Source organism: Lysinibacillus sp. G4S2 (assembly GCF_030348505.1).
GTDB lineage: Bacteria > Bacillota > Bacilli > Bacillales_A > Planococcaceae > Lysinibacillus.
This window is the reverse complement of the sequence record NZ_JAUCFJ010000002.1, coordinates 4,106,122-4,131,321: the sequence shown is the minus strand read 5'-3', so window position 1 is coordinate 4,131,321 and position 25,200 is coordinate 4,106,122. Positions and strand designations below refer to the sequence as shown.

At 38.0% G+C, this 25,200-nt stretch carries 23 protein-coding genes; 17 read left to right on the top strand and 6 right to left on the bottom strand.

Annotated features, from left to right (window positions below; all coding sequences use genetic code 11):
* The first annotated feature begins 179 nt into the window (after window positions 1-179).
* From sppA to QUF91_RS20955, 4 genes are all read left to right on the top strand, one after another.
* Window positions 180-1,193: a signal peptide peptidase SppA gene (sppA, locus tag QUF91_RS20970; RefSeq protein ID WP_285395424.1), complete on the top strand. Its 1,014-nt coding sequence runs from the start codon at window positions 180-182 to the stop codon at window positions 1,191-1,193.
* 12 nt (window positions 1,194-1,205) lie between these two features.
* Window positions 1,206-1,823 (top strand): RDD family protein, encoded by a 618-nt coding sequence (locus tag QUF91_RS20965; protein WP_289419229.1) that lies wholly within the window; start codon window positions 1,206-1,208, stop codon window positions 1,821-1,823.
* A 237-nt stretch (window positions 1,824-2,060) separates the two neighbouring features.
* Complete coding sequence (gene tpx / locus QUF91_RS20960; protein WP_285395426.1) at window positions 2,061-2,564, top strand: thiol peroxidase; 504 nt, start codon at window positions 2,061-2,063, stop codon at window positions 2,562-2,564.
* An 89-nt stretch (window positions 2,565-2,653) separates the two neighbouring features.
* Window positions 2,654-3,583 carry a class I SAM-dependent methyltransferase gene (locus QUF91_RS20955; protein ID WP_285395427.1) on the top strand — a complete coding sequence of 310 codons (930 nt, stop codon included), beginning with the start codon at window positions 2,654-2,656 and terminating at the stop codon, window positions 3,581-3,583.
* A gap of 294 nt (window positions 3,584-3,877) precedes the next feature.
* On the opposite strand, the gene QUF91_RS20950 is transcribed toward QUF91_RS20955, so the two are convergent.
* Window positions 3,878-4,327: a universal stress protein gene (locus QUF91_RS20950; protein WP_285395428.1), complete on the bottom strand. Its 450-nt coding sequence runs from the start codon at window positions 4,325-4,327 to the stop codon at window positions 3,878-3,880.
* 390 nt (window positions 4,328-4,717) lie between these two features.
* On the opposite strand from QUF91_RS20950, the gene ald reads away from it, so the two are divergent.
* Window positions 4,718-5,833: an alanine dehydrogenase gene (gene ald / locus QUF91_RS20945; RefSeq protein ID WP_285395429.1), complete on the top strand. Its 1,116-nt coding sequence runs from the start codon at window positions 4,718-4,720 to the stop codon at window positions 5,831-5,833.
* A 416-nt stretch (window positions 5,834-6,249) separates the two neighbouring features.
* Here ald and QUF91_RS20940 read toward each other — a convergent pair whose 3' ends face one another.
* Entirely contained in the window at window positions 6,250-7,716 is a 1,467-nt protein-coding gene (locus tag QUF91_RS20940; RefSeq protein WP_285398117.1) for an IS1182 family transposase, read from the bottom strand.
* 125 nt (window positions 7,717-7,841) lie between these two features.
* On the opposite strand from QUF91_RS20940, the gene QUF91_RS20935 reads away from it, so the two are divergent.
* The gene (locus QUF91_RS20935; protein WP_285395431.1) at window positions 7,842-7,988 is read left to right on the top strand and encodes a hypothetical protein; all 147 of its coding nucleotides are present in this window, start codon (window positions 7,842-7,844) and stop codon (window positions 7,986-7,988) included.
* Between the two features lie 6 nt (window positions 7,989-7,994).
* On the opposite strand, the gene QUF91_RS20930 is transcribed toward QUF91_RS20935, so the two are convergent.
* The gene (locus QUF91_RS20930) at window positions 7,995-9,083 is read right to left on the bottom strand and encodes a M24 family metallopeptidase (protein ID WP_289419228.1); all 1,089 of its coding nucleotides are present in this window, start codon (window positions 9,081-9,083) and stop codon (window positions 7,995-7,997) included.
* Between the two features lie 252 nt (window positions 9,084-9,335).
* Between QUF91_RS20930 and QUF91_RS20925 the strand changes: the two genes are divergently transcribed.
* Together QUF91_RS20925 and QUF91_RS20920 are read left to right on the top strand one after the other, a co-directional pair.
* Entirely contained in the window at window positions 9,336-10,019 is a 684-nt protein-coding gene (locus QUF91_RS20925) for a metal-dependent hydrolase (RefSeq protein ID WP_285395434.1), read from the top strand.
* A gap of 150 nt (window positions 10,020-10,169) precedes the next feature.
* Complete coding sequence (locus tag QUF91_RS20920; protein ID WP_285395435.1) at window positions 10,170-11,477, top strand: DRTGG domain-containing protein; 1,308 nt, start codon at window positions 10,170-10,172, stop codon at window positions 11,475-11,477.
* A 53-nt stretch (window positions 11,478-11,530) separates the two neighbouring features.
* On the opposite strand, the gene QUF91_RS20915 is transcribed toward QUF91_RS20920, so the two are convergent.
* Window positions 11,531-11,836, bottom strand: a complete 306-nt coding sequence (locus QUF91_RS20915; RefSeq protein WP_285395436.1) for a YtpI family protein — start codon at window positions 11,834-11,836, stop codon at window positions 11,531-11,533.
* A gap of 90 nt (window positions 11,837-11,926) precedes the next feature.
* Between QUF91_RS20915 and QUF91_RS20910 the strand changes: the two genes are divergently transcribed.
* The 5 genes from QUF91_RS20910 to QUF91_RS20890 all read left to right on the top strand — a co-directional run bounded on the left by QUF91_RS20910 (window position 11,927) and on the right by QUF91_RS20890 (window position 18,843).
* The gene (locus QUF91_RS20910; protein ID WP_285395437.1) at window positions 11,927-12,871 is read left to right on the top strand and encodes a DHH family phosphoesterase; all 945 of its coding nucleotides are present in this window, start codon (window positions 11,927-11,929) and stop codon (window positions 12,869-12,871) included.
* A 296-nt stretch (window positions 12,872-13,167) separates the two neighbouring features.
* Entirely contained in the window at window positions 13,168-16,251 is a 3,084-nt protein-coding gene (dnaE, locus tag QUF91_RS20905) for a DNA polymerase III subunit alpha (protein WP_289419227.1), read from the top strand.
* Window positions 16,252-16,382: 131 nt separating this feature from the next.
* Window positions 16,383-17,024: a FadR/GntR family transcriptional regulator gene (locus QUF91_RS20900; protein ID WP_285395439.1), complete on the top strand. Its 642-nt coding sequence runs from the start codon at window positions 16,383-16,385 to the stop codon at window positions 17,022-17,024.
* Window positions 17,025-17,045: 21 nt separating this feature from the next.
* Window positions 17,046-17,894, top strand: a complete 849-nt coding sequence (gene accD / locus QUF91_RS20895; protein ID WP_289419226.1) for an acetyl-CoA carboxylase, carboxyltransferase subunit beta — start codon at window positions 17,046-17,048, stop codon at window positions 17,892-17,894.
* Window positions 17,887-18,843 (top strand): acetyl-CoA carboxylase carboxyltransferase subunit alpha, encoded by a 957-nt coding sequence (locus QUF91_RS20890; protein ID WP_285395441.1) that lies wholly within the window; start codon window positions 17,887-17,889, stop codon window positions 18,841-18,843. Before accD ends, QUF91_RS20890 begins: the two co-directional genes overlap by 8 nt.
* Before the next feature lie 197 nt (window positions 18,844-19,040).
* Here QUF91_RS20890 and QUF91_RS20885 read toward each other — a convergent pair whose 3' ends face one another.
* Window positions 19,041-19,175, bottom strand: a complete 135-nt coding sequence (locus QUF91_RS20885; protein ID WP_289419225.1) for a hypothetical protein — start codon at window positions 19,173-19,175, stop codon at window positions 19,041-19,043.
* Between the two features lie 249 nt (window positions 19,176-19,424).
* On the opposite strand from QUF91_RS20885, the gene pfkA reads away from it, so the two are divergent.
* The 3 genes from pfkA (at window position 19,425) to QUF91_RS20870 (ending at window position 22,836) form a co-directional block, all read left to right on the top strand.
* Complete coding sequence (gene pfkA / locus QUF91_RS20880) at window positions 19,425-20,384, top strand: 6-phosphofructokinase (protein ID WP_285395443.1); 960 nt, start codon at window positions 19,425-19,427, stop codon at window positions 20,382-20,384.
* A gap of 27 nt (window positions 20,385-20,411) precedes the next feature.
* Window positions 20,412-22,172: a pyruvate kinase gene (gene pyk, locus QUF91_RS20875; RefSeq protein WP_285395444.1), complete on the top strand. Its 1,761-nt coding sequence runs from the start codon at window positions 20,412-20,414 to the stop codon at window positions 22,170-22,172.
* Window positions 22,173-22,446: 274 nt separating this feature from the next.
* Window positions 22,447-22,836: an FxsA family protein gene (locus QUF91_RS20870; protein ID WP_285395445.1), complete on the top strand. Its 390-nt coding sequence runs from the start codon at window positions 22,447-22,449 to the stop codon at window positions 22,834-22,836.
* On the opposite strand, the gene QUF91_RS20865 is transcribed toward QUF91_RS20870, so the two are convergent.
* Window positions 22,820-23,785, bottom strand: a complete 966-nt coding sequence (locus QUF91_RS20865) for an AI-2E family transporter (RefSeq protein WP_285395447.1) — start codon at window positions 23,783-23,785, stop codon at window positions 22,820-22,822. The two genes, QUF91_RS20870 and QUF91_RS20865, sit on opposite strands and share 17 nt — an antisense overlap.
* Before the next feature lie 252 nt (window positions 23,786-24,037).
* On the opposite strand from QUF91_RS20865, the gene citZ reads away from it, so the two are divergent.
* Window positions 24,038-25,153, top strand: coding sequence for a citrate synthase (gene citZ / locus QUF91_RS20860; protein WP_285395448.1), 1,116 nt, complete (start codon window positions 24,038-24,040; stop codon window positions 25,151-25,153).
* Window positions 25,154-25,200 lie beyond the last annotated feature (47 nt).

The following is a 25,200-nucleotide window of genomic DNA, read 5'->3' as shown; positions in this document are numbered from 1 at the left end:
ATTAATCATTTCCTAGGAAATAATGTCGATAAAATCAAAGTTCGCGCTTTTTCTATGAACTTTGATTTTTTTCGTGATATTAGGTAATGTAATATAGGTTAAAACATTTGCATATTGTTGCAAAAAAGTGAAACAAATTAGAATGTCAATCGTATAACGTGAAGAGGAGGCGGAAAGACATGAATGTTAAAAGGTGGGTTGCTTTAATAATTGCAGGTGTCCTATTAGTATTTTCATTGGGGATGAACACCCTATTTGCAATTTTTAAATCAGATTTCTTTAGCAATTTTGATAGCTTAGTAGCTGGAAACAATTTGGAGATAACAGAAGCGGTTAAAGAAGACGGCAATATGGATAAACGTATTGCATACTTAAAGGTTGATGGTACGATTCAAGATATTGGTTCAGGCACAGTATGGCAACCAGTTGCGTATGATCATCAATTTTTCTTAAATCAATTAGATATTATTTTAAATGATAAGTCTGTACAAGGTATTGTCCTAAGTGTTAATTCACCAGGTGGTGGTGTAAAGGAATCAGCAGAAATATATAAAAAGCTCGTGAAAATTAAAGAAGAGCGACAAATTCCAATCTATGTTTCTATGGATTCGATGGCTGCTTCAGGTGGTTATTATATTTCAGCACCAGCAGATAAAATATTTGCACAACGTGATACAATTACAGGTTCGATTGGTGTCATTATGCAATCCATAAATTATCAAAAACTAGCTGAAAAAGTTGGTTTTAAATATGAAACATTTAAATCTGGTGCACATAAGGATATGCTTAGTCCAATGCGTGAAGTGACGCCGGAAGAGCGTGCAATGATGCAAGATATGATTAATGAAACGTATGAGGAATTCGTTGATATTGTTGAAGAAGGACGTAGTATGTCTGAAGCTGAAGTGAAAAAAGTTGCCGATGGTCGAATTCTTAGCGGTACGAAGGCTCTTGAAGCAGGCTTAATTGATGAAATTGGTGATGAGGAAGCAGCAGTTGCGGCACTACGTGAAGACTTTGGCTTAGAGGACGCAGAATTATTTGAGTATTCATATGATGTGGGTGGCTTGCAATCGTATGTTGGTATGAAGATTGGATCCATGTTCGGTCCATCAGCAGAGGAAAAAATGCTGATGAAAATTATGACGGAATATAAAGCACCAAAAATGATGTACTTATATGGCGAATACTAAGGAGGGAGTACAATGACAAACAATGAAATTGTTATGCAAGGTTCACCCTCTACGGGAGATGCCCTCCCAATTGATAAGCCAATTGCGAATAAAAATTATGCGCTAAAAACTGCAGGCTTTTGGGTACGTTTTTGGGCATTTTTATTGGATGGATTGATGATTACAGCAGTAATCGGAATTCTCGTTAACCCAATTTTTTATTTAATGGATTGGTCATTATCTGAAACAGTGTGGTATGCACCGATTTCGATTATATCTGCTATTGTTTATTACAGTTATTTTGTATTAATGACGAAATTTTTTGGGCAAACATTAGGGAAAATGATATTTGGGTTACGTGTTATTTCATTAAAACATGATAAGCTAACTTGGTCAGATGTGTTATTCCGTGATTGGATAGGACGTATCATAAACAACGTTTTTATGCCACTGTATATTCTTGTAGTCATTTTACCAAACAATCAAGGTCTACATGATTTTTTTGCAGATACAGCAGTTGTTCATGAAAAAGTTTATATTGAAAAAGACATCGTGCAACCATCTGTGCCAATCAAAGAGGAAATACCTGAATCTGTATCTCTAGAGAAGAAAACTGAACCTGAAAAGCTAGAGGAAAAAGACGAAGAATAATAGCTAGGGCTGTCTCGTTAAAAGTGAGACAGCTCTTTATTTTTGTAGTTCATAATGTGGAGGGATTTCCGTTCCAACTAGGCACTTTCAGTTGGAAAATGGTGCAACTTTGAGCAAATACGGCTGGACAGGTGTGAAAAGATTTTTTCAAAACAATTTTTGATAAGCTGTCTCAGTTGCAATTAATTCCCTTCATTTAGTAATATTATGTACATATGAAGATTAGGAGGCGTTTATATGGCACAAGTAACATTTAAAAATGGTCCAGTAACACTTGTAGGTAATGAAGTAAAGGTTGGAGATCAAGCACCAGATTTCACTGTATTAGCGAATGACCTTTCACCTGTTACATTAAAAGATTCAGAGGGGAAAATTCGTTTATTTAGTGTAGTCCCTTCATTAGATACTGGTGTATGTGATGCACAAACACGTCGTTTTAATGAAGAAGCAGCAAGCTTAGGTGATAATGTAGTTATCTATACAGTATCCGTTGACCTTCCGTTTGCTCAAAAACGTTGGTGTGGTGCAGCAGGCATTGATGCTGTTCAAACCGTTTCAGATCACCGTGACCTGTCTTTTGGTGAAGCATACGGTGTCTACATCCAAGAATTACGTCTTCTAACACGTGCAGTATTTGTTGTGGATGCAAATGACAAAGTGGCATATGTGGAATATGTTTCTGAGGCAACAAACCATCCAAACTATGAAGCGGCAATTGAAGCTGTAAAAGCACTAGCATAATTGATGGATTTTAGGCTAAGATATTACTAGACAAAGGGGCTGTGACAAGTTTTTGTCACGGCTCTTTTCTACGTGAAAGGAAGTTATGTATGGAAAATATCGAGAAGTTATTTGGTTTGCTAAATGAACATGCTGAAAAGATAGAAAAAGAGCATAATATTACATTGCTAGAGGGTATTCTAGATGGCTTAGAGGCATGGCTGGATGGGGAAGTTAATTTTTCACAAGATGGTGCGACAAAGGAAGATGTGCGCAAAGCGATTCAAATTGCTGTTTTAAAAGGGATGCGAAAAGGCTCTCAACCAAATCACCAAATGACACCGGATACTCTAGGGTTATTAGTTGGTTATTTTGTGGAGCAAATATTTGCTAATCGACTAGAAACAGAAAAAATTTCTATTTTAGATCCAGCACTAGGTACGGGAAATTTACTACTAACAGTTATGAATTTATTAGATGGAAAAATAGAAGCTACTGGTGTAGAGGTTGATGAGTTACTTATTCGTTTAGCTGCTGCAACTGCTGATTTGACAGAGCAGCCTGTTTCATTATATCGCCAAGATGCATTACAAGATCTGTTAGTAAATCCTGTTGATGCTATTGTTTGTGATTTACCAGTCGGATATTACCCGAATGAAGATGTCGCATTAGATTATGAATTATGCTCTTCAGAAGGGATGAGTTATGCACATCACTTATTTATTGAGCAGTCCATTAACTACACGAAAGATGGTGGCTACTTATTTTTCCTTGCGCCAACCCATCTCTTTGATTCTGAGCAGTCGAAACAACTGCATAAATACATTCAAAAGCATGCTTGGATTCAAGCAATTATTCAATTGCCAGATACAATGTTCGCCAATAAAGCTCTTGAAAAGAGCATTGTCATTTTGCAAAAGCAAGGAGAAGCTTTCAAAGCACCAAAAGAGGTGTTGTTAGCAAAAGTACCAAATATGCAAAATAAACAAGCTCTTGCTATGTTCTTTGAAAAAGTGAAAATGTGGCAAGAAGGTAAATAAGTAGGTTCTTCACCAAAACGTGTGGTTGATTTCCGTTCCGACTAGGCGCTTTGTAGCTGACGCTTCGCTTTCGCACAGAGCAGAGCTTCCTGGGGGCGTCCGATGAGCCGCTTCACTCGCTATGCTCGCTCCAGGGTCTCATCTGTGACGCTGATCCCTAAGGAGTCGCCCAGTCTCCACTCCAATCAACCCATATGGCATACTTTTTAACAAATGTCATCCACGACTTTTGGTGATGAACCAATAAGTAAAAAAAGGTATCCTAAATAGGATACCTTTTTATGTAATGCAAAATTAATTTTCAGGTGTACGGATAACAAGTACGTCGCATTTAGCTGAGCGTACAATTGCTTCAGATACTGAACCGATTAGGAAGCGTTCTACTGCATTTAGACCAGTTGCACCACAGATGATTAAGTCTGCATCTACAATTTTAGAAAGCTCTTTTGTAATGATATTTTTTGGTGAGCCGTATTCAATTACAAGGTTAACGTTTGTTAAGCCTTCATCTTCAGCTTGTTTTTTGTAACCATTTAATAGTTCTTCAGAGAATGCTTGAGCACGTTCAGCAATTGAACGGTCATAAGCTTCGATTGCAGCGAATGAACGTGTGTCAATAACATTTACAAGATTTAAAACAGCACCTTCGTTACGTTTTGCAACATCAATCGATTTACGGAAAGCGTATTCAGCTTCCTTAGAACCGTCTACTGCAACTACAATGCTTTTATAATGATTAGCCATTTGAATTACCTCCCTGATTTGTATATTTTGATTATACCAAATGATTTTCTAAAGGAAATACTTTCCGGAAGAAAAAATGTGAAAAAGTGAAGGCATTTACAGCGATTTGACTCATAATCATAACGTGTGGTTTATTTCCGTTCCGTCTGGGCGCTTTCCTAGCCGCTTGGGGCAGCAAATGTTTTATGCTTCATTACGGAGCAAAGATTACCATCTGAATTTAAATATTTGGTATTATAGGAATAATATAAATTTTGTTTATAATCACTTTAATTAAAGCATTTTTTTTATTTGTTTGGTAATATGGAAATGCAAGGGGTGCATCAATACATCGAAGTGTATGTAACAAAATGATGCTTATTTTTTAGGTAATGGAAGGGGATAGGAAAGATGAAGATTGGTATTCCAAAAGAGATTAAAAACAATGAAAATCGTGTAGCCATGACACCAGCAGGGGTTGTAACATTAACACATGCAGGACATGAAGTGTACATTGAAACTGGAGCAGGTTTGGGCTCAAGCTTTACAGATGCAGACTACTTAGCTGCAGGTGCTCATATCGTTGAGACGGCAAAAGAGGCATGGGCGCAAGAAATGATTATGAAAGTAAAGGAACCAGTAGCATCAGAATACGAATATTTCTATGAAGGTCAAATCTTATTTACGTATTTACATTTAGCGCCAGAGCTTGAATTAACGCAGGCACTGTTAAATAAAAAAGTTGTAGGGATTGCTTATGAAACCGTACAATTAGCAAATGGTTCTTTGCCACTTCTAACACCCATGAGTGAGGTTGCAGGTAAAATGGCAACACAGATTGGTGCACAATTTTTAGAGAAAAATCATGAAGGTAAAGGTATTTTACTGGGCGGCGTGTCAGGTGTGCAACGTGGTAAAGTAACTGTTATCGGTGGCGGTATAGCTGGAACAAATGCGGCGAAAATAGCTGTCGGAATGGGTGCGGATGTAACGGTTATTGATTTAAGCCCAGAGCGTTTACGTCAGTTAGAAGATCTGTTTGGTCGTGATGTTCAAACATTGATGTCCAATCCTTATAATATTGCAGAGTCAGTGAAAAACTCAGATTTAGTAGTTGGAGCCGTTTTAATTCCTGGCGCCAAAGCACCAAAGCTTGTTTCTGAGGAAATGATTCAGTCAATGCAACCAGGCTCAGTAGTTGTTGATATTGCCATTGACCAAGGCGGTATTTTTGCGACATCTGATCGTGTGACGACACATGATGACCCAACTTATGTAAAACATGGAGTTGTGCATTATGCAGTAGCGAATATGCCAGGTGCTGTACCACGTACTTCAACAATTGCTTTAACGAATAATACAATTCCTTATGCACTTCAAATTGCTAGTAAGGGTTACAGACAAGCATGTCTTGACAATCTTGCGTTGAAAAAAGGTGTCAATACTATAGATGGACATCTCGTTTACAAGGCAGTTGCAGATTCTCAAGGTCTGCCATTTGTAAATGTTGATGAGTTAATTCAATAAATTAAACAACAAAAGGAAGCACCGTGTTTGGTTGCTTCCTTTTATGTTGTTGAAAAATTATTGTGACAATGGAGTTGGCTCTTCGGCAAAACGAGGGTTGATTTCCCTTCCAGGCTACTCGCTTTGTCGCTGCCGCTTCGCTTTCGCACAGATAAAACATTTGTTGCTACCGCTTCGTTAACACTCCGCTTTCGCACGAAAAATCTTTGTTGTAGTTTTTATAACCATAAATTAGAGTGCCATGCAAGAAGATACATACTATGTGAAATAGTTGATTGGAGTGGAAGCTGGGCGACTCCTTGGGGATCAGCGTCGAGGGCACTGAAAAACTCATCAAAATTAAAATTTTTTAACTCAAAAAAAATATCGGGCGCCATTTCATCCTTTTTTAGGAAGGGGTCGTCCGATTTCTTTCATTATTCTTTGCTTTTTTCGTTCATTAGTTTTAAAATTCTCTTCATATTCACGACAAATAGCGTTGCGGCTGCTTGTATTTGCATACCAAATAGACCCGTGGCGTTTGCTTGATTATACCCGTGTCTGTTTTTTATTTCACTATTCTTTGCTTCGATTTTATAGCGTTCTTTTGCCAATTGTTTAAAGGATTCCGTTTCCTGAAACACTTCTTGTTCTATGTGTTCATTTGACAGAAGAGAAACTGAATAACTTTTTGTTTTCGCTCCTTCTTTATAACACCCTTCTTTTAAAGGACAAACTTTACATTTTTCTATATCAAAGAAATATTTTAATTGTGTATTTTGCGTGGAATTCTTACGCTTTTTAATACTTTTACTCTTTGCTAAATGTCCAGCAGGGCACACATATAAATCGGCATCTTTATTAAACTCAAACTTACTTTCTTGCTTCCGTTGACCGTTCGTAATAACAGGATGTAGCCTTGAAATGAGTTGAATCTCTTTCTTTTTTGTGTATAATAAATTCTCTTTACCAGAATACGCTGTATCTCCAAGAATGGTGTTCACTTCTATGCCTGCTTGCTCACTCTTCTCTACTAGCTCTTGTAAATAATTCCCGTCACTTTTTTCACCTGTTGTTACAACTACTGCTGTTATAAGTCTTTCATCACTCATTGCCAAATGTGTTTTATAACCAAAGAAAGGATTCTCTTTAGATTTATAACCGACACGTGCATCAGGATCAGCTGAGTAATTTATTTTAAGCTCATAATCTTCAATAACTTCTTTGAGGACATTTACTTTTTCTTGTACACTTGGTATTTGAGCAATAGCCTTATTTTCTTCTATTATTTGAATGACTTGGTGACAATAGTCCACTTCTTTTTGGATATCTTGAGAAGTCGGTTTAGTGGGAAATTTTGATTTCATTGTTTCATCGAATTGATACACGGCTTTTCGTACCTGTTTTGATTTCTCTTGTAAAAACTCTTTCGGGGACTTCTGTTGGTAGCGTGCCTTCGTATGTGTTGCGTCTACAATCAATGTTTTACTTTTTAAAACACCCTGTGCAATAGCTAGTTCTACGGTTTTGTGAATGAGTAAATCTAACAATTGGACATCTTGTAAACGTAATCGACGGAATTTTGTTAAAGAACTTGCCTCAATAACACCTTCTTCTGGTGCCATATCTAAAAAATATTTAAAGGACATATCATATTTAGAACGTTCTACTACATCAACATCAGAAATATCATAAATTGCCTTAAGTAATAAATATTTGAACATACGAATAGGTGAAATAGCGTAACGACCATTATCTAGACAATATTTAGTCTCTAATTCCTCTAAAACAAAAGTAAAATCAATTAATTCCTTCATTTGACGAAGCATATTATCTTTTGGCACAACTAAATCATAGATTGCCATATGAGGACTAAGAGCAAGCGTTTCTTGTTTGGAAAGCATAAAAAGCACCACCTAAAATGAACAGTATACTAATAATTATAGATGAAAAAGAAAAGGAAGTAGAGAAAAAATTCGCTACTTCCTTTATCTAACCACTTTTTCAGTGCCCTCGATCAGCGTCACAGATGAGACCCTGGAGCGAAGGGAAGCGGCTCATCGGACGCCCCCAGGAAAGCGCCCAGCTGGAACGGAAATCAACCCCTCGTTTTGCAGAAGAGCAATACTTAACACTAAAAAAGGAAGCACCATGTTGGTTGCTTCCTTTCCCTTAAATAAACTTAAAGTACAATCAAATCTTTCGGGAATTTTGTTAGTACTTCTACTCCGTCTTTTGTTACGACAACCTCATCTTCAATACGGACACCTGTCACATCAGATTTATAAATACCTGGCTCAATTGTGAAGACCATGCCTTCTTCCATAGTCATTTCATTTGCGCCTGTAACAGATGGGAATTCATGTACGGAAATGCCGAGTCCATGACCAAGTCGATGTGTGAAATATTCGCCATAGCCTGCTTCGGAAATAGTATCACGAGCAATTTTATCTAAATCCATTGCACGAACACCTGGTTTTACTGCTGCAATTGCATTTGTGTTAGCAGATAGTACTGCGTTGTAGATTTCCTTTTGTGCCTCGCTAGGTTCACCAAAGGCAACTGTACGTGTAATATCAGAGCAATATCCATCGTAAATTACGCCGAGGTCGAATAACACCATATCGCCCTTTTCGATTTTGCGAGCACCTGGAGTACCGTGTGGAGAGGCTGATTTTGGACCACTCAATACCATTGTCTCAAAGGACATCTTGCAGCCCTTATCCTGAATAGCGTTTTCTATCGCTGTTAAGATTTCCATTTCTGTTTTGCCTTCAGCGATTTCTTTACAGCCGATTTCAATAGCATAGTCAGCTAGTTCAGCAGCTTTTCGTAATTTATCTAATTCATTTTCATCTTTAATTACTCGCATAGCATTGATTTTTTCGTCGAGACGGACAAAATTTGCCTGAGGAAACGATTGTTGTAGGGCTTCTAAACGCTCTACAATGAGATGAGCTTTTTCAATAGCAAACGTTGATGGATTAACATTACGTGCTTTTATCGCTTGTGCAAGAACTTCCATTGAATTTTCAGTATCTTGGTGACCAATGACTTCATATGACCAACCAGCAGCCTTCGCATCTGGGATCTCCATTTGTGGACAAATTAAAAAAGGATCTGCCTCTTTAAAAATCATTACGCCTAATAATCTCTCATGTGGATTACTTTTAAAGCCCGAAACGTAAAAAACATTGTCTGGAGTTGTGATGAAAGCAGCATCAATTTGATTTTGTTGTAAATAATTTTGAATTTCTTCAACTTTTGACATAAACATTTCCTCCTCTTATTGTATTGAAAAATTTTCACGTGCTCGGCTGCAATAATAGCCTACACGATGAGGCTTCGACCTATAAGGAAATTATAACTCGAATTCGAAGCTTCATTTTTGTACGAATGAATAATCGTCTCCTAACAGGTGATGCTATTATTCTATGTACAGCATATCAAAAAAAGGGAAAAATCGCATGGATAGCGAATAAAAATGATGTAGCACAATATGTACTGCAAGGAGGAAGCTTAAATGGAAATTAGTTATCATGGACATTCCGTTGTCAAAATTCAATCAAATGGGAAAACGATTTTAATTGATCCATTCATTAATGGGAATGGGCAAACAGATTTAAAGGTAGCTGATGAAGCACCAGACATTATTTTACTTACACATGGTCATAATGATCATGTTGGTGATACAGTGGAGCTTGCAAAGAAAAAAGATGCCCTCGTCATTGCGCCGAATGAGCTAGCTAATTGGATTTCATGGCAAGGAGTGAAAACACATCCAATGCATATAGGTGGAGCTAAGGAATTTGATTTTGGTAAAGTGAAATTTACTCAAGCCTTCCACGGTTCGTCTTATGTAACTGAAAATAATGAAATCATTTATATGGGAATGCCTGCTGGAATTTTATTATTTATAGAAGGTTTAACAATCTATCATGCAGGTGACACAGCTTTGTTTAGTGATATGAAATTAATTGGAGAACGCCATCCTATTGATATTGCGTTTTTACCAATTGGTGACAATTTCACAATGGGTCCAGAGGATGCTGCTTGTGCAGTGTCATTTTTGAAACCGAAAATTGTCGTACCAGTTCATTACAATACATTCCCTCCAATCGAGCAGGATCCACAAATTTTTGCAGATTTAGTACAAAATTCAGAGGTTCAAATTTTAAAAGCAGGTGAAAAAGTAAACTGTTCCTAAACATTGACACTGCTGTTCTATATGAGTTGACACCGCGTGTGTAGTTGAAACGATGGGAAAAGTAAAACAAATTCACACTTTATATTAAATATTTTTATAAAAAATATGGTACACTAAGAGCAGAATTGATCTTGAGAAATAGGTGATATTTTGTCTACAAAACATGAGAAAATTTTACAATACATCGAATCACTACCCGTGGGCGATAAAATTTCAGTACGTCAAATTGCGAAGGAAATGCAGGTGAGTGAAGGAACGGCTTATCGTGCTATTAAGGAAGCGGAAAATCGTCGTTTAGTAAGCTCTATTGAACGTGTTGGAACGATTCGTATTGAGAAGAAAAAGAAAGAGAATATAGAGCGATTAACCTTCGCTGAAATTGTTAATATCGTAGACGGCCAAGTTTTAGGTGGAAAAACAGGTCTACATAAAACATTAACGAAATTTGTTATTGGTGCAATGCAGTTAGAAGATATGATGCGTTATACAGATGCAGGAAGCTTGCTTATCGTTGGTAACCGTATTAAAGCGCATGAAAATGCACTACGAGCTGGTGCAGCTGTTTTAATTACAGGGGGCTTTGATACAACTGAGGAAAACAAGCTACTTGCAGATTCCTTAGACCTACCAATCATTTCAACTAGCTATGACACTTTTACAGTAGCAACAATGATTAATCGTGCAATTTATGACCAATTAATCAAAAAAGATATTTTATTTATTGAAGATATTTTTGTGCCGATGACTGATACTTCTGTTCTTCGAAATGATGAAACCATTCATCATTTCCACAAGCTAAATGAACGAACAACTCATGGTGCATTTCCTGTTGTGACAGCAAACAATAAGCTTGTTGGGATGATTACCGTAAAAGACGTTATTGGTCGAGAAGAAAATGAGCTTATTGAGAAGGTTATGACAAAAAATCCGATTGCTGGATCGATGAAAATGAGTGTTGCTTCTGCAGGACATCGTATGATTTGGGAAGGGATTGACCTGCTACCGATTGTCGATGATGACAATGTTTTGCAAGGTGTCATTAGTCGACAAGATGTACTAAAGGCGCTTCAGCTTGCACAAAGACAGCCACAGCATGGTGAAACAATTGATGATTTAGTGAAAAATGAGATGAAGGTGCTTGGCGATGAAGATTTAATCGTAGAGTTTAAAGTAACACCTCAAATGACAAATCAATACGGGGCAATTTCTTACGGAGCATTTACAACTTTGTTAGCAGAAGTTGGCTCATTTGCGTTAAAGCGCCGTAAACGTGGGGATGCAGTTGCCGAAAACATGACAATTTATTTCATTAAGCCTGTACAGATGGAAAGTACACTTACGGTAAGACCTAGAATATTAGACATGAGTCGTAAGTTTGTGAAAATGGACTTCGAAGTGTTTAATCAACAAATGCTTGTCGGTAAGGCAATGATGATGTTCCAACTACTGGAACGTTAGGAAGACATAAAAAGGGATGGCCTAGGGCAAATGCTAGGTCATCCCTTTAATATTCATCGGTTAATACGGAATTCTTCTTCAACAAATTGACCGTAGTGACGAGCTTTTTTAATATTTTCGATAATAACAAAGATGCCTAAAATGACAAGAATTGCTACAATAATAAATGTATATAATCCCGGGAATAAATATGCTTGGTTTAAACCAAATAAAAGAATAAATAAACCGAAGCATACGTTCGCTTTGCTTTTGTACCAATTTTTAGCGATTGGTAATGAAGAACGGAACTGTTTTGTTTTAAAATAAAAATAAATGGCAAATGATATGATAATTGCAAACACAAAAATTAAATTGAGCATAGTAAACCTCCTAGCATAACTAGACTATATTGTAACGATTATTGAAGAAAAATGCTAACGGTTATTACTATCCTATTGGAGGAAATTATTTTGAAAAGACAAATCATCGACACAATTGCTTCATATGAAACAATCGTTATTCATCGTCATGTGCGTCCAGACCCAGACGCTTATGGATCTCAACAAGGATTAAAGGAGCTTATTTTAGCAAATTATCCTGAAAAGAAAGTTTTTGCTGTAGGTGAGCATGATGAATCTTTATCATTTTTAGCGAAGCCAGATGGCATTTCGGATGATGTATACGACAATGCTTTAGTTATTGTGACAGATACTGCAAATACTGAACGTGTAGACGATCAACGCTATACAAAAGGTAAAATGGTCGTTAAAATAGATCACCATCCAAATGATGATGCATATGGTGATTTACTGTGGGTGGACACTACTGCAAGCTCTTGTAGTGAAATGATTTATGAGCTTTTTGAGGAAGGGAAAGAAGTAGCAAACTGGACTCTATCTGATGCAGCCGCTAGATTATTATTCGCTGGTATTGTAGGAGATACAGGACGATTCCAATACCCTAGCACGACAGTAAAAACTTTTAAAGTTGCAGGAGAGCTTATTACTTATGATTTTGATCGAAATCAAATTTTCGATGGAATGTATGAAATGGATCAAAAGCTTTTAAATTTACAAGGTTATATTTATCAAAATTTCAAAATAGATGAGCATGGGGCAGCACATATTAAGCTGACAAAGGAATTGCTAGCTGAATTTAATGCTGTACCGTCAGAAGCGTCACTGTTAGTCGGCTGTCTTGGAAGTGTGAAAGGCATTTGTGCATGGGTGATTCTTATTGAAGAGGCCGATCAGATTCGTGTACGTTTACGCTCAAAAGGTCCTGTTATTAACACTTTGGCAAAGGAATTTAATGGCGGTGGCCATCCGCTTGCTTCGGGTGCAACGGCTTACTCATGGGAAGAAGCAGATCGTGTTATAACGAGATTACAGGAAATTTGTAAAGCGTATCGATAAACGTTAATATTTGGGTGTATGCCATATATAAGTTGATCTTCGTTACGGCTGGACGTTAGCGTCACAGAGAAGAACCTGGAGCGAAGCGGGGAGGGGACGAAGGCTAAAAGCATCACGTCCTGTGATAACGCCTTCGTGATCAACCTCGTGCTGGCAGGACGCCATTCAGCCGGAACGGAAATCAACCACACGTTATGGTGATAATCCAACTCAAGAGAATAAGAACGTGCTTCTGTCATAAAAATAAAGCTTTGAAATTAATATTTTCTTCGATATTTAGAAAGGAAGGGATTCATTTGACACATGTATACACGAAAATGCATACGAGCGCGGATTTATTGAAAAGCACGATTCGGCTTGAACAATTGATCCCTTTTTTACAAGAGCAAAATACTCAGACCTGTGCAATCGTCAATTCAAAATTGTACGGGCTTTTGCCTTTTAGTAAAGCATTGCAACAAGCTAATATTCATGCTGTATTAGGGCTCTCGGTAAACGTACAGTGGCACGAAAGAAAGGTTCCACTTGTACTGTATGCTCAAACACAAGAAGGCTATCAGAATCTTTTAAAGATTAGTAGTGCCGTTTCAATTCGAGAGGATGATGCACTTCCTTGGAAATGGCTAGAAGGATATGCAACAGGCAGCGTGGCATTACTTTCTTCGGATGATTTAGTGGAAATGGAAGATTGGACTGAAGTAGCAGGTGATTTGAACAGGGTATTTGGTAAGCATTTATTTATGGGGATTGCAAGGCCAGCAGGGATGATAGCGGAAAAAGAAGAAACGTATGTAGCATGGTGTGAAACTATGAATATAGCGATCGTTGCTTCACAATGCTGTTATTTTTTACGTCCAGAAGATCATTTTGCCTTCGAGGTGGCAAGAGCAATTGATACAGGTGAAAAGCTCGCAGGTACAATGTTATCCGCCCATTTACAAGGTTATTTCGCTCCAACTGAGGAAGAATGGCGAAGCTGGTTTGTTGATCATCCAGAATGGCTTGAAGCTAGTGCAACGATGCTAGCTAGCTGTACTGCGGAAATCCCTGAAATGCACGTACAAATGCCTAAATTCCCTGTACCAACAGGTGAAACAGCCGAAAGCTTGCTTGTCAAAGAAGTATTTGCAGGATTAGAGAAGCGTTTCAAACAAACTGAAATCCCGCATGTTTATCGAGAGCGACTTCAATACGAGCTTGAAATTATTTGTTCGATGGGCTTTGCTGATTATTTTTTAATTGTTGCAGATTTTATGCATTTTGCTAAAGAGAACCGCATTTTAACTGGCCCAGGTCGTGGTTCTTCAGCGAGTTCTCTTGTAGCGTATAGTTTATCCATTACACAAGTAGATCCGCTCGTTTACGGCTTATTATTTGAACGCTTTTTAAACCCTGAACGTGTCACACTTCCAGATATAGATATCGATTTTGTTGACAGTAAAAGACAAAAAGTCATTCAATATGTTGCTCAAAAATATGGGAAGGCAAATGTAGCGCAAATTATTACGTTTGGCACTTTATCTGCTAAGGCAGTTGCTAGAGATGTTGCGCGTGTTTTTGGTTTTGAAGCTGAAACATTGGAAAAAATTTCGAAAATGATTCCGAATAAACCTGGGATAACATTGCAAAGAGCGGTGGACGAATCACAAGGCTTGCAAGGCTGGCTAGCAGAGGATGAGAAACATCGTCGATGGTTAGAGGTGGCATTCAAACTAGAAGGGTTGCCAAGAAATTCTTCTACTCATGCAGCCGGGATCGTGCTGGCCCCATCTCCACTAGTCAATACGATACCGATTGAAGAGGGGCATGACGGAATATATTGTACGCAATGGCCAATGGGAGATGTAGAAGCTTGTGGCCTTGTCAAAATGGATTTTTTAGGTTTGCGCAATCTGACAATATTAGAGCAGGTACGATGGTCAATTTATAAAGCAGGTGGCCCGTGGATAGAGTTTGAGCTTATTCCGATGCAAGATGAAAAGACATTTCAGCTTCTTCAAAAGGGAGATACATTAGGTATTTTTCAATTAGAATCTGAAGGTATGAAGCAAGCTTTACGGGATATACATCCAACCAATTTTTTAGATATAGTAGCAGTCAATGCGTTGTATCGTCCTGGCCCAATGGATTTTATACCTATCTATGCAAGACGGAAAGCAGGGAAAGAACCTGTTATGATGCCACACCCAACATTAGAGCCTATTTTACGGGAGACATTTGGTGTAATAGTATATCAAGAGCAGATCATGCAAATTGCTTCGGTGATGGCTGGTTTTACGATGGGACAAGCGGATTTATTGCGCCGAGCGGTAAGTAAGAAAAATCGTCAAGTATTAGAGGAGCAACGTACTGCATTTGTAGCTGGAGCAATGCAGCAAGGCTTTGATATTCAGGTGGCTGAAGAAGTGTATGCATTAATTGTACGCTTTGCAGACTATGGTTTCCCTAAAAGCCATGCTGTCGCATACAGTGTTATTTCTTATCAAATGGCCTATTTAAAGGCACACTTCCCACTAAGTTTTTATGCGGCGCTATTATCAAATGCAACAGGAAATGTGGAAAAAATTCAGCAGCTTGTGAGTGAGGCAAAAGAGAAAGGGATTCCATTTTACCCACCTTCATTAAAACATAGTACGAAATTTTTTACGGTTGAAAAAGATGGAGTTCGCTATAGCTTATCTGGGATAAAGGGTGTACCCTATACATTTATAGAGTCCGTTAATGCTTTACGCCAAACGAATACAGAAGCATTTGATAATTTATTTGATTTGGCAGTTGCCTTAAGTGCACAGCATTTTAAACCGAAAGTAATGGAGTCTTTAATTTTCGCTGGGGCTCTTGATTATTTAGGGAAAGATCGTGCGGTACTGATAGCAACTTTGGAGGCCGCCCAGATGCATGCTGAGTTGCTAAGACCAACTGAGGATATTGATATTGCATCGGCTACTGCTTTTAGTTTTGGTAAGCCAAAGTATATGGAAGTGGAAGCGATGTCTCAAAAGGAAAAATTACTGCGTGAGAAGGAAAGTCTTGGATTTTATATATCAGCACATCCAGTCACTGAGGAAAGAGCTTTTTGGAATGAAGTAAATATGACATGTCGTGAGTTAAAGCATGCACGTGAGGGAACGTATGTTAAAATAATTGGCATCATAGAAGAAGTGAAAAAAATTCGGACTAAAAAGGGTGAGCAAATGGCTTTTGTTCAGCTTCAGGATGAATTTGGAACAGTATCAATTACTTTATTCCCTCAGGTTTTTCAGCTTGTGCAAGAGTTGTTGCTGGAAGATGAATTAATCTATTTTGAAGGAACGTTGGAAAGACGTTTTGGTAAGGCACAGATTAAAGTAAAACATGTCCAAGCGACGAAAAAAATATGAAATTGAAGAAAATATTAGAAACTGCATAGATTTACTATGCAGTTTTTTCTTTACTTTTTAATAATTATTTTGTAAGCTAGAGTCAACGTCGAAAAGTGGTCAGACCACTTTTTATAAGAGGAGTTGATCGTATGGATAAAAAAAACGAGCAAAAGAAAGTGTTTTTAGAAATCGTCCAACAATTACGTCAACTTATTAAAATGGAAAAAATTCAGGCTGGTGAAAAATTACCTTCCGAACGAGTCCTTTCAGAGCGTCTAGGTGTCGGGCGATCCTCAGTGAGAGAGGCGTTGCGTAGCTTAGAATTGTTAGGTCTTATTGAAACGAGACATGGTGGAGGTACTTTTCTAGCTTCAACACATAAACATCAGCTCGTAGAAATACTGTCGATGTTTATATTAGAAGATGAAAAATCGAAAAAGGATGTCGAATTAACGCGACATATTCATGAAAAGGAAGCAATTCGCGTAATAAGTTGTACAGAGACTCTGCGAACACTACCTGTGTGGGACAGTTTTTTTGTAAAGCTAGAGATAGAAGGTACGATTAATTGTCTGAGTGTTTTACGAGAAATATTAATCACGTCAGGGAATCGTCTTTCATTGAAAATCTGGTTTCAATTAGCAGCATATGATGGTGATCGTTTAAATCGAAACTCAACTGAAGATGAAAAATTACAAATTCAAACTATGTTGAAATCGATGCAGCTTGGCTATGAGAGAGAAGCATTTAAAGCCTACGAGCAATGGATGAAGACTGTACAGAGTATTTAGACAACAAAGGGGGAGTCGAACATGGCAATACGCAGCTTATTTAGTAAAAAGAAAGAAGACGGACAAGAAAAGGGATTTCCAGAAGGACTGATGACAAAATGTCCAGAATGCCGTCATATTCAATTAACGAAGGAATTAGAAAAAAATCATAAAGTATGTTCAAAATGCGACCATCATTTCAAAATGACTGCACAGGAGCGCGTAGCAGATTTCTTAGATGAAGGTTCATTTGTTTCAATGGACGATCATTTACAAACAAGCAATCCGCTTAATTTCCCTGCTTATGTTGAAAAAATTTCAGCCGATCAACAAAAAACGGGATTAAATGAAGCTGTACTGACAGGATTAGGAACCCTTGATGGAGAAGAAATTGTAGTAGCCATTATGGATTCTCATTTCCGTATGGGTTCAATGGGCTCAGTTGTCGGAGAAAAAATCACACGTGCTGTTGAAAAAGCTACTGAATTACGTGTACCGTTTATTATCTTTACTGCAAGTGGTGGAGCGCGCATGCAAGAAGGTGTACTATCATTAATGCAAATGGCAAAAACGAGTGTGGCGTTAAAACGTCATAGTAATGAAGGATTATTGTTTATTTCAATACTAACGCATCCGACAACAGGTGGTGTTTCGGCAAGCTTTGCCTCTGTTGGGGATATTAATATTGCTGAACCACAAGCTTTAATTGGCTTTGCTGGTCGTCGTGTAATCGAAGAAACAGTTAGAGAAAAACTACCAAATGATTTCCAAACGGCGGAATTTTTACTAGCACATGGTCAGCTCGATGCAATCTTCCATCGCAAAGATTTACGAAACCAAGTAACAGTACTTGTAAAAATGCATACGAAAGGCGGCGTGCAACATGTCTAAAAATTTGGCTTTTGAAGAACCAGTAGTACAATTGCGTGGGAAAATTGATGAGTTAAAAAAAATTGCTACCGAAGCAGAAGTAGATATGACAGGCGAAATTGAAAAGCTTGAAACACGTCTAACACAGCTAGAAGAATCTATTTATGCCAATATGAAACCGTGGGATCGTGTACAGGTTGCTAGACATCCTGAACGACCAACAACATTACAATATATAGAAGCTATGTGTGAAAACTTTATAGAGTTACATGGAGATCGTACGTTTGGTGATGATGCGGCTATTCTTGGAGGAATTGCTCTCTTTGAAGGGCAGCCAGTAACAATTATTGGACATCAACGTGGAAAATCAACTAAAGAAAACATTCGTCGTAATTTTGGAATGCCCCATCCTGAAGGATATCGTAAGGCATTACGCTTAATGAAGCAGGCTGAGAAATTTAAGCGCCCAATTATTTGTTTTATTGATACGAAAGGTGCTTATCCAGGTAAGGCTGCAGAGGAACGCGGCCAAAGTGAAGCAATCGCCAGAAATCTCGTCGAAATGGCGGGTCTAACAGTACCAGTTATTAGCATCGTAATTGGGGAAGGCGGAAGCGGTGGTGCACTTGCACTAGGTGTAGCGAATCGTGTCTTTATGTTAGAAAACTCAACGTATTCGGTTATTTCGCCAGAAGGGGCTGCGTCGATTTTATGGCGTGATGGTAGCCTAGCGAAACAAGCAGCAGAAGCAATGCGTATAACAGCACCTGACTTAAAAGAGCTTGGCGTTATTGATGGAATTATCACTGAGATTACAGGTGGTGCACATCGTAATGTAGAGAAGCAGGCACTTTATATGAAAGAATGTATAAGCGACACGTTAAAAATTTTGAATTCTTTAAATGGCGAACAACTAATAGAAGACCGTTATGAGAAATTTAAAAAGATCGGGCAATATACAGAAGTGTAAATTCATATATTTTTTGGATTTCATCAATAGTGGTCGGTAACAAAAAGAGAGAAGATTTTGCCTAGGAGCGAAGACTGGGAAAGTCCTTGGGGATAGCGGTCACTGTTGAAACTTTGGAGCGAGTGATGTATAAGAACGAAGGCTAAAAAACATCATGTCCTGTGATAACGCCTTCGGGACCAACATCATGTTGGTACTTACGCTTCGCTTTCGCACAGAAAAAACATGTTGTTGCTGTCGCTACGCTTTCGCACAGAAAAACATTTTGTTGTTGCTGCCGCTTCGCTTTCGCACAGACGAAAACCATGTTGCTGTCGCAAAAGCACAGACAAAACGAAAGTCACCCCCGCGTTATGATGATCCTAATTTGGGTAAAACCATGATGGAAGAACAAAACAGCAAAAAAGCGCAAGTCCGCTTGAAAAAATGTTAGATTTCGGATATTTTTTGCTGGAAAGAGTGTGTGAAAGCGCATTCTTTTTATTTTTTTGTAAAAGTTATGTTTTTGTAGCCTCAGAACACTTACATAGTTTGTTTTTTCGTGTTAATGTGAATAATAATAGTACTGCAGGAGGTCGACAATGAAAAAAATTGCCGTATTAACAAGTGGTGGAGATGCGCCAGGGATGAATGCAGCTGTTCGTGCAGTCGTTCGTAAGGCCGCGTTTCATGGAATTGATGTTGTCGGAATTAAGCATGGGTATGAAGGCTTAACAAAAGGTTACATGGAAAATCTCGATTTAGGCTCAGTAGGTGGCATTATTCAACGTGGTGGCACGCAATTATTTTCAGCAAGATGTCCTGAATTTAAAGAAGACGCTGTTCAACAGCGAGGCATTGACAATATGCGTGAAGCTGGGATTGAAGGGTTAGTCGTTATTGGCGGAGATGGTTCTTACCGTGGTGCTATGGAGTTAGTGAAAAAAGGTTTTCCTGTTGTTGGTGTTCCAGGAACAATCGATAATGATGTACCAGGAACCGAATATACTATAGGATTCGATACAGCACTAAATACAGTCGTGGAATCGATTGATAAAATCCGCGATACAGCAACTTCCCATGAAAATTCCTTTATCGTTGAGGTAATGGGGCGAGATGCAGGAGATATTGCATTATGGGCAGGTCTTGCAGCTGGTGCTGAAACAGTTTTAATTCCAGAAGAAGATTATAATTTGGATGACATTGTGGCACGCTTAGATCGAGGAGCCGCGCGTGGGAAAAAGCATAGTATTATTATTGTCGCTGAAGGTGTTATGTCAGGTAGTGATTTGGCAAAGCTGTTAAAAGACAAAACAGGGAAAGAGATCCGTGTTTCTGTTCTTGGACATATCCAACGTGGCGGTTCACCTACTGCACGTGATCGTGTTCTGGCAAGTCAGTTCGGTGCTCATGCAGTCGAATTACTAATGGAAGGAAAAACTGGAAGAGCGGTAGGTATCCGCAATCATCAAGTGATTGACTATGATATGCCTGAGGCTTTCGAAAAAAATCATGAGTCAGATGTAAGCTTGTATACTTTGATGAAAGAACTATCTATATAATTTGGTATAAAACGGAGTGGGCAGAAAATGAGAAAAACAAAAATCGTATGTACAATTGGTCCGGCAAGTGAGTCACCAGAAACTTTAGAAAAACTAATTGAAGCAGGTATGAATGTTGCCCGCTTAAATTTTTCGCATGGTTCTCATGAAGAGCATGAAGGACGTATTAGCTTAATTCGCGAAGTAGCGCAGAAATTAGGTAAACCAGTTGGTATTTTACTCGACACAAAAGGTCCTGAAATTCGTACACATAATATGAAAAACGGCGAATTACATTTAGCTACTGGACAAGTAATTGATATTTCAATGACTGAAGTTGAAGGAACAGAGACATGCTTCTCTGTCACATATGATCGTTTAATCGAGGATGTTGAGCAAAATTCAATTATTTTATTAGATGATGGACTTATTCAATTACGTGTATTGGCAACAGATATGGAAAAAGGCCTTATCCATACAATTGTGGAAAATGCAGGTGTTTTAAAAAATAAAAAGGGTGTTAACGTGCCGGGTGTTTCTGTACAACTTCCGGGAATTACAGAAAAAGATGCACAGGACATTCTCTTCGGTATTAAGCAAGGGGTTGACTTTATTGCAGCTTCATTCGTTCGCCGAGCTAAGGATGTACTAGAGATTCGAGAATTACTTGAACAAAATGGCGGTAACCACATTCAAATCATCCCGAAAATCGAGAACCAAGAGGGTGTCGATAATATCGATGAAATCATCTTAGTTTCAGATGGATTAATGGTGGCACGTGGTGACCTTGGTGTAGAAATCCCAGCAGAAGAAGTACCACTTGTACAAAAGAAATTAATTTTAAAATGTAACCAAGTAGGTAAACCAGTAATTACAGCTACACAAATGTTAGATTCGATGCAGCGTAATCCACGTCCAACACGAGCAGAGGCAAGTGACGTAGCAAACGCAATTATCGATGGAACAGATGCAATTATGCTGTCTGGTGAAACGGCAGCTGGGCTTTATCCAGTAGAGTCCGTGCAAACAATGAATAAAATCGCACAGCGTACGGAAAATTCTTTAGACTATAAGGCGATTGTCTCAACACGTAGTCGTGAAAAAGAGGCAAATATGACTGAGGCAATTTCTCAGGCAGTAGCTTACACTTCGATTAACTTAGGTGTAAAAGCAGTATTAGCACCAACAGAAAGTGGTAACACAGCTAGAATGATTGCGAAATATCGCCCAGGTGTACCGGTTGTCGCTGTAACAGGCTCTATCAATACAGCAAACGCATTAACACTAGTTTGGGGTGTATACCCAGTTGTTTGTCAACGTGTTACGACAACAGATGAAATTTTAGAGCTAGCTGTTGACGAGAGCTTGAAGCATGGCTTTGTAACGCACGGTGATGCAGTTGTCATTACAGCAGGTGTACCGGTAGGTGAAGCAGGTACTACTAACTTAATGAAGGTACACATTATCGGAGATTTATTAGCACGTGGTCAAGGAATCGGTAAAGCTTCAGTTGTAGGTAAAACAGTTGTTGCAAAAAATGCAGCTGAGGCACTAGCTTATGATACAGACGGATGCATTTTAGTAACGGTTGGCTCAGATCGTGATATGATGCCAGTGCTTGAAAACTGTATTGGTCTTATTACAGAGGAGGGCGGTCTTACAAGTCATGCAGCGGTTGTCGGACTAAGCCTTGGTATCCCTGTTATCGTCGGTGTAAAAGAAGCAACTACACTGATTCGCCACGATCAAGAAATTACGATGGATGCAGAAACAGGAGTTATATATAAAGGGCATGCAAGTGTTCTTTAACTTCTTTCAACATTTATCTCAACCCTAAGTGGTGAGATGAATGCAGGTTTTTAGTCACTATAAAGAAAAGCTCTAGTGCGAATAGTTGTACTAGAGCTTTTCTTATGAAAAAAGATATCTTTATTAGATTAAATAATATTTTTAAGTCAAACATTGCCTTCCTTTCATAGCCTAGGCGTCTCGTATTAGAAGGCTCATTGTTTTTTTAATGGAACTAAATGAGCTATAATAACGTATATAAGGTATAGCTTTTTTAGATAGAAAGGAGAAAAATATGAGAAAAATTTTTCTTGGTTTCATAGTCTACGCATTAGCCGAATTGGCGTTATTAATAGTGATTGGTCAAAATATTGGTGTTTTAAATACATTATTACTTATAGTTGCTACTAGTATTTTAGGTATTTATGTAGTGAAAAATAAAGGTATGAATTCTGTACAAAAGGTAAAAAATACGATAGCACGTGGAGAAGCTCCGGGTCCGGCTTTAATTGATACAGTGTTAAATTTTAGCGGTGGTGTACTTCTAGCATTACCAGGTTTTTTAACGGATCTTCTTGGTTTATTACTGCTTATGCCTTTTACTCGTAAAATGTTCCAACCAATCTTTTATTATTGGATGCGTAAAAAAATGAAAAAAGGTCAATTCATCATCGTTCAAAGATAGCATTTTCCTTCAGTTTAACCGCCAAAAATAAAAATACAGGGCTAAGTAAAATGCCGTAAAAACCAAATAATAAAATAGAGGCAGCACTGATGAAAAAGGTGTGGAATGTACGTAATTGTAGTGTATTTGACCAAAGCATGGAATCAGCTAGCTGCCTTATTAATTGAACAAATAGATACAAAACTAAAATAGCCACACATAAATACGTATTACCCTTTAAGTAAAAATAAAAGCTCATTGGTACAAGAAACACTCCGATGCCGAAGAATGGAAGTACATCTGCAAAAGCTACTATAAATGCTTTAATGATGGCTTGTTCAAATTGAAGAATCATAAACCCGACACAAAGAATGAGCAGTGTGATTGTGAATAGCTGAAACTCCACGAACAAAAAGTAATGAAACAGTTGCATAATCTTCGAAAAATGAGACTGCCATTCATTGCGGAATTTTTTTGGCACATATTGAAAGAACCAATAACGGGATTTGCGAGTTTCCAATAGGGCAAAGTAGTAAGCGATAAGGAATATAAATACTTCAATTACATGCTTCATAAATAATTGAAAGATATTAGCTATATACACTAAGATTGAATCGAAAATAGATAGTGATTTTTCCTTTAAAACTTGGATGAACATTGATTCATATTCATTGAAAAGTGGGAAGTTTTGTAGTGTTTCTCGAATTTCAGGGAAGACAAGAATAATGCTGTTTATAGAGATTATAGCGAGAAGAAAAATGCAAGTTAGTATGAGTGCTTCCACAATAATTGCTGCAAGCCAATAGGCAATCCTACAATATGAGTGAAGGAATTTTATGATAGGGTACGTAGAAAAAGATAAGAAAATTGCAAGTGATACGGGTAATACGAACCATAATATCACCAAATAAAAAATAAAAATTAAAATACTTGTAGTCCTTTCGTATGAAAAATATTTAATATTCCTCATTTTTACAAATTCACCCCGTTTCAAATGATAAATTAATGTCAAAAAATGCAAAGCAATCTCTTTAAAGCGTTTATATAATCGCTCAAGCGTCTTTTTCTTTATTCGGAGGATTTTCATTCACAAAGATGTCAAAAATGATTATAATAGCAATGTAAGCGATTTACTTAATGGTTCATATGAGCAAAAAACGTAAATGCGACCTACAAAAAGCATTTACAACCAAAAAATATAACTATGAGGGAGCGATAATTTATGTCAGCAACTAAAGGTTTAGAAGGTATCGTAGCAGCGGAATCTAAAATCAGTTCAATTATCGATGACACACTTACATATGTTGGTTACAACATTGATGATTTAGCAGAGAACGCGTCATTTGAAGAGGTAATTTATTTATTATGGCATACTCGTTTACCAAAAGCGGACGAGCTAGCTGAATTAAAACAACAATTAGCAGACAACATGACTATTCCGCAAGCGATTGTAGACCAATTCAAAACATACCCACTATCAACTGTACATCCAATGGCTGCACTACGTACTGCAGTATCTTTACTTGGTGTATTCGATGATGAGGCGGATGTTATGGATCCAGAAGCTAACTACCGTAAAGCTATCCGTCTACAAGCTAAAATTGCTACAGTAGTTACTGCATTTGCACGTGTTCGTAAAGGTTTAGAGCCAGTTGCGCCAAAACCAGAATTAGGATATGCAGCAAACTTCTTATACATGCTTAAAGGTGAAGAGCCAGCAGCAATCGAAGTTGAAGCATTCGACAAAGCGTTAGTATTACATGCTGACCACGAATTAAATGCATCTACATTCACTGCACGTGTATGTGTAGCTACATTATCAGATGTTTATTCTGGTGTAACTGCAGCTATCGGTGCATTAAAAGGGCCACTTCATGGTGGAGCAAACGAGCAAGTAATGAAAATGTTATCTGAAATTGGTTCACTTGAAAACGTTGAATCTTATATTCAAAATAAATTAGACAACAAAGAAAAAATCATGGGCTTCGGTCACCGCGTATACCGCAAAGGCGACCCACGTGCACCACACTTACGTGTAATGTCACAAAAATTAACTGAGTTAACTGGTAAACCAGAGCTTTATGAAATGTCAGTTAAAATCCATGACATGATCGTAGAACAAAAGAAATTACCTGCAAACGTAGACTTCTTCTCTGCGTCAGTGTATGATTCTTTAGGTATTGATCATGACCTATTCACACCAATTTTCGCAGTATCACGTACTTCTGGTTGGGTAGCTCATATTCTAGAGCAATATGCTAACAACCGCCTAATCCGTCCACGTGCAGAGTACGTTGGACCAGGCATGCAAAAATATGTTCCAATCAGCGAGCGCTAATTCGGAAAATATGCTAGAATATTTGGGACTGTGTTACTTATAACACA

Coding starts and splice junctions, on each gene's coding strand:
- citZ (WP_285395448.1), top strand. CDS start 24,038: ATGTCAGCAACTAAAGGTTTAGAAGGTATCGTAGCAGCGGAATCTAAA.
- QUF91_RS20865 (WP_285395447.1), bottom strand. CDS start 23,785: ATGAGGAATATTAAATATTTTTCATACGAAAGGACTACAAGTATTTTA.
- QUF91_RS20890 (WP_285395441.1), top strand. CDS start 17,887: ATGTCTAAAAATTTGGCTTTTGAAGAACCAGTAGTACAATTGCGTGGG.
- QUF91_RS20940 (WP_285398117.1), bottom strand. CDS start 7,716: ATGCTTTCCAAACAAGAAACGCTTGCTCTTAGTCCTCATATGGCAATC.
- pyk (WP_285395444.1), top strand. CDS start 20,412: ATGAGAAAAACAAAAATCGTATGTACAATTGGTCCGGCAAGTGAGTCA.
- QUF91_RS20935 (WP_285395431.1), top strand. CDS start 7,842: ATGAGACCCTGGAGCGAAGGGAAGCGGCTCATCGGACGCCCCCAGGAA.
- QUF91_RS20915 (WP_285395436.1), bottom strand. CDS start 11,836: ATGCTCAATTTAATTTTTGTGTTTGCAATTATCATATCATTTGCCATT.
- sppA (WP_285395424.1), top strand. CDS start 180: ATGAATGTTAAAAGGTGGGTTGCTTTAATAATTGCAGGTGTCCTATTA.
- ald (WP_285395429.1), top strand. CDS start 4,718: ATGAAGATTGGTATTCCAAAAGAGATTAAAAACAATGAAAATCGTGTA.
- QUF91_RS20965 (WP_289419229.1), top strand. CDS start 1,206: ATGACAAACAATGAAATTGTTATGCAAGGTTCACCCTCTACGGGAGAT.
- QUF91_RS20870 (WP_285395445.1), top strand. CDS start 22,447: ATGAGAAAAATTTTTCTTGGTTTCATAGTCTACGCATTAGCCGAATTG.
- accD (WP_289419226.1), top strand. CDS start 17,046: ATGGCAATACGCAGCTTATTTAGTAAAAAGAAAGAAGACGGACAAGAA.
- tpx (WP_285395426.1), top strand. CDS start 2,061: ATGGCACAAGTAACATTTAAAAATGGTCCAGTAACACTTGTAGGTAAT.
- QUF91_RS20925 (WP_285395434.1), top strand. CDS start 9,336: ATGGAAATTAGTTATCATGGACATTCCGTTGTCAAAATTCAATCAAAT.
- QUF91_RS20950 (WP_285395428.1), bottom strand. CDS start 4,327: ATGGCTAATCATTATAAAAGCATTGTAGTTGCAGTAGACGGTTCTAAG.
- QUF91_RS20955 (WP_285395427.1), top strand. CDS start 2,654: ATGGAAAATATCGAGAAGTTATTTGGTTTGCTAAATGAACATGCTGAA.
- pfkA (WP_285395443.1), top strand. CDS start 19,425: ATGAAAAAAATTGCCGTATTAACAAGTGGTGGAGATGCGCCAGGGATG.
- QUF91_RS20900 (WP_285395439.1), top strand. CDS start 16,383: ATGGATAAAAAAAACGAGCAAAAGAAAGTGTTTTTAGAAATCGTCCAA.
- QUF91_RS20930 (WP_289419228.1), bottom strand. CDS start 9,083: ATGTCAAAAGTTGAAGAAATTCAAAATTATTTACAACAAAATCAAATT.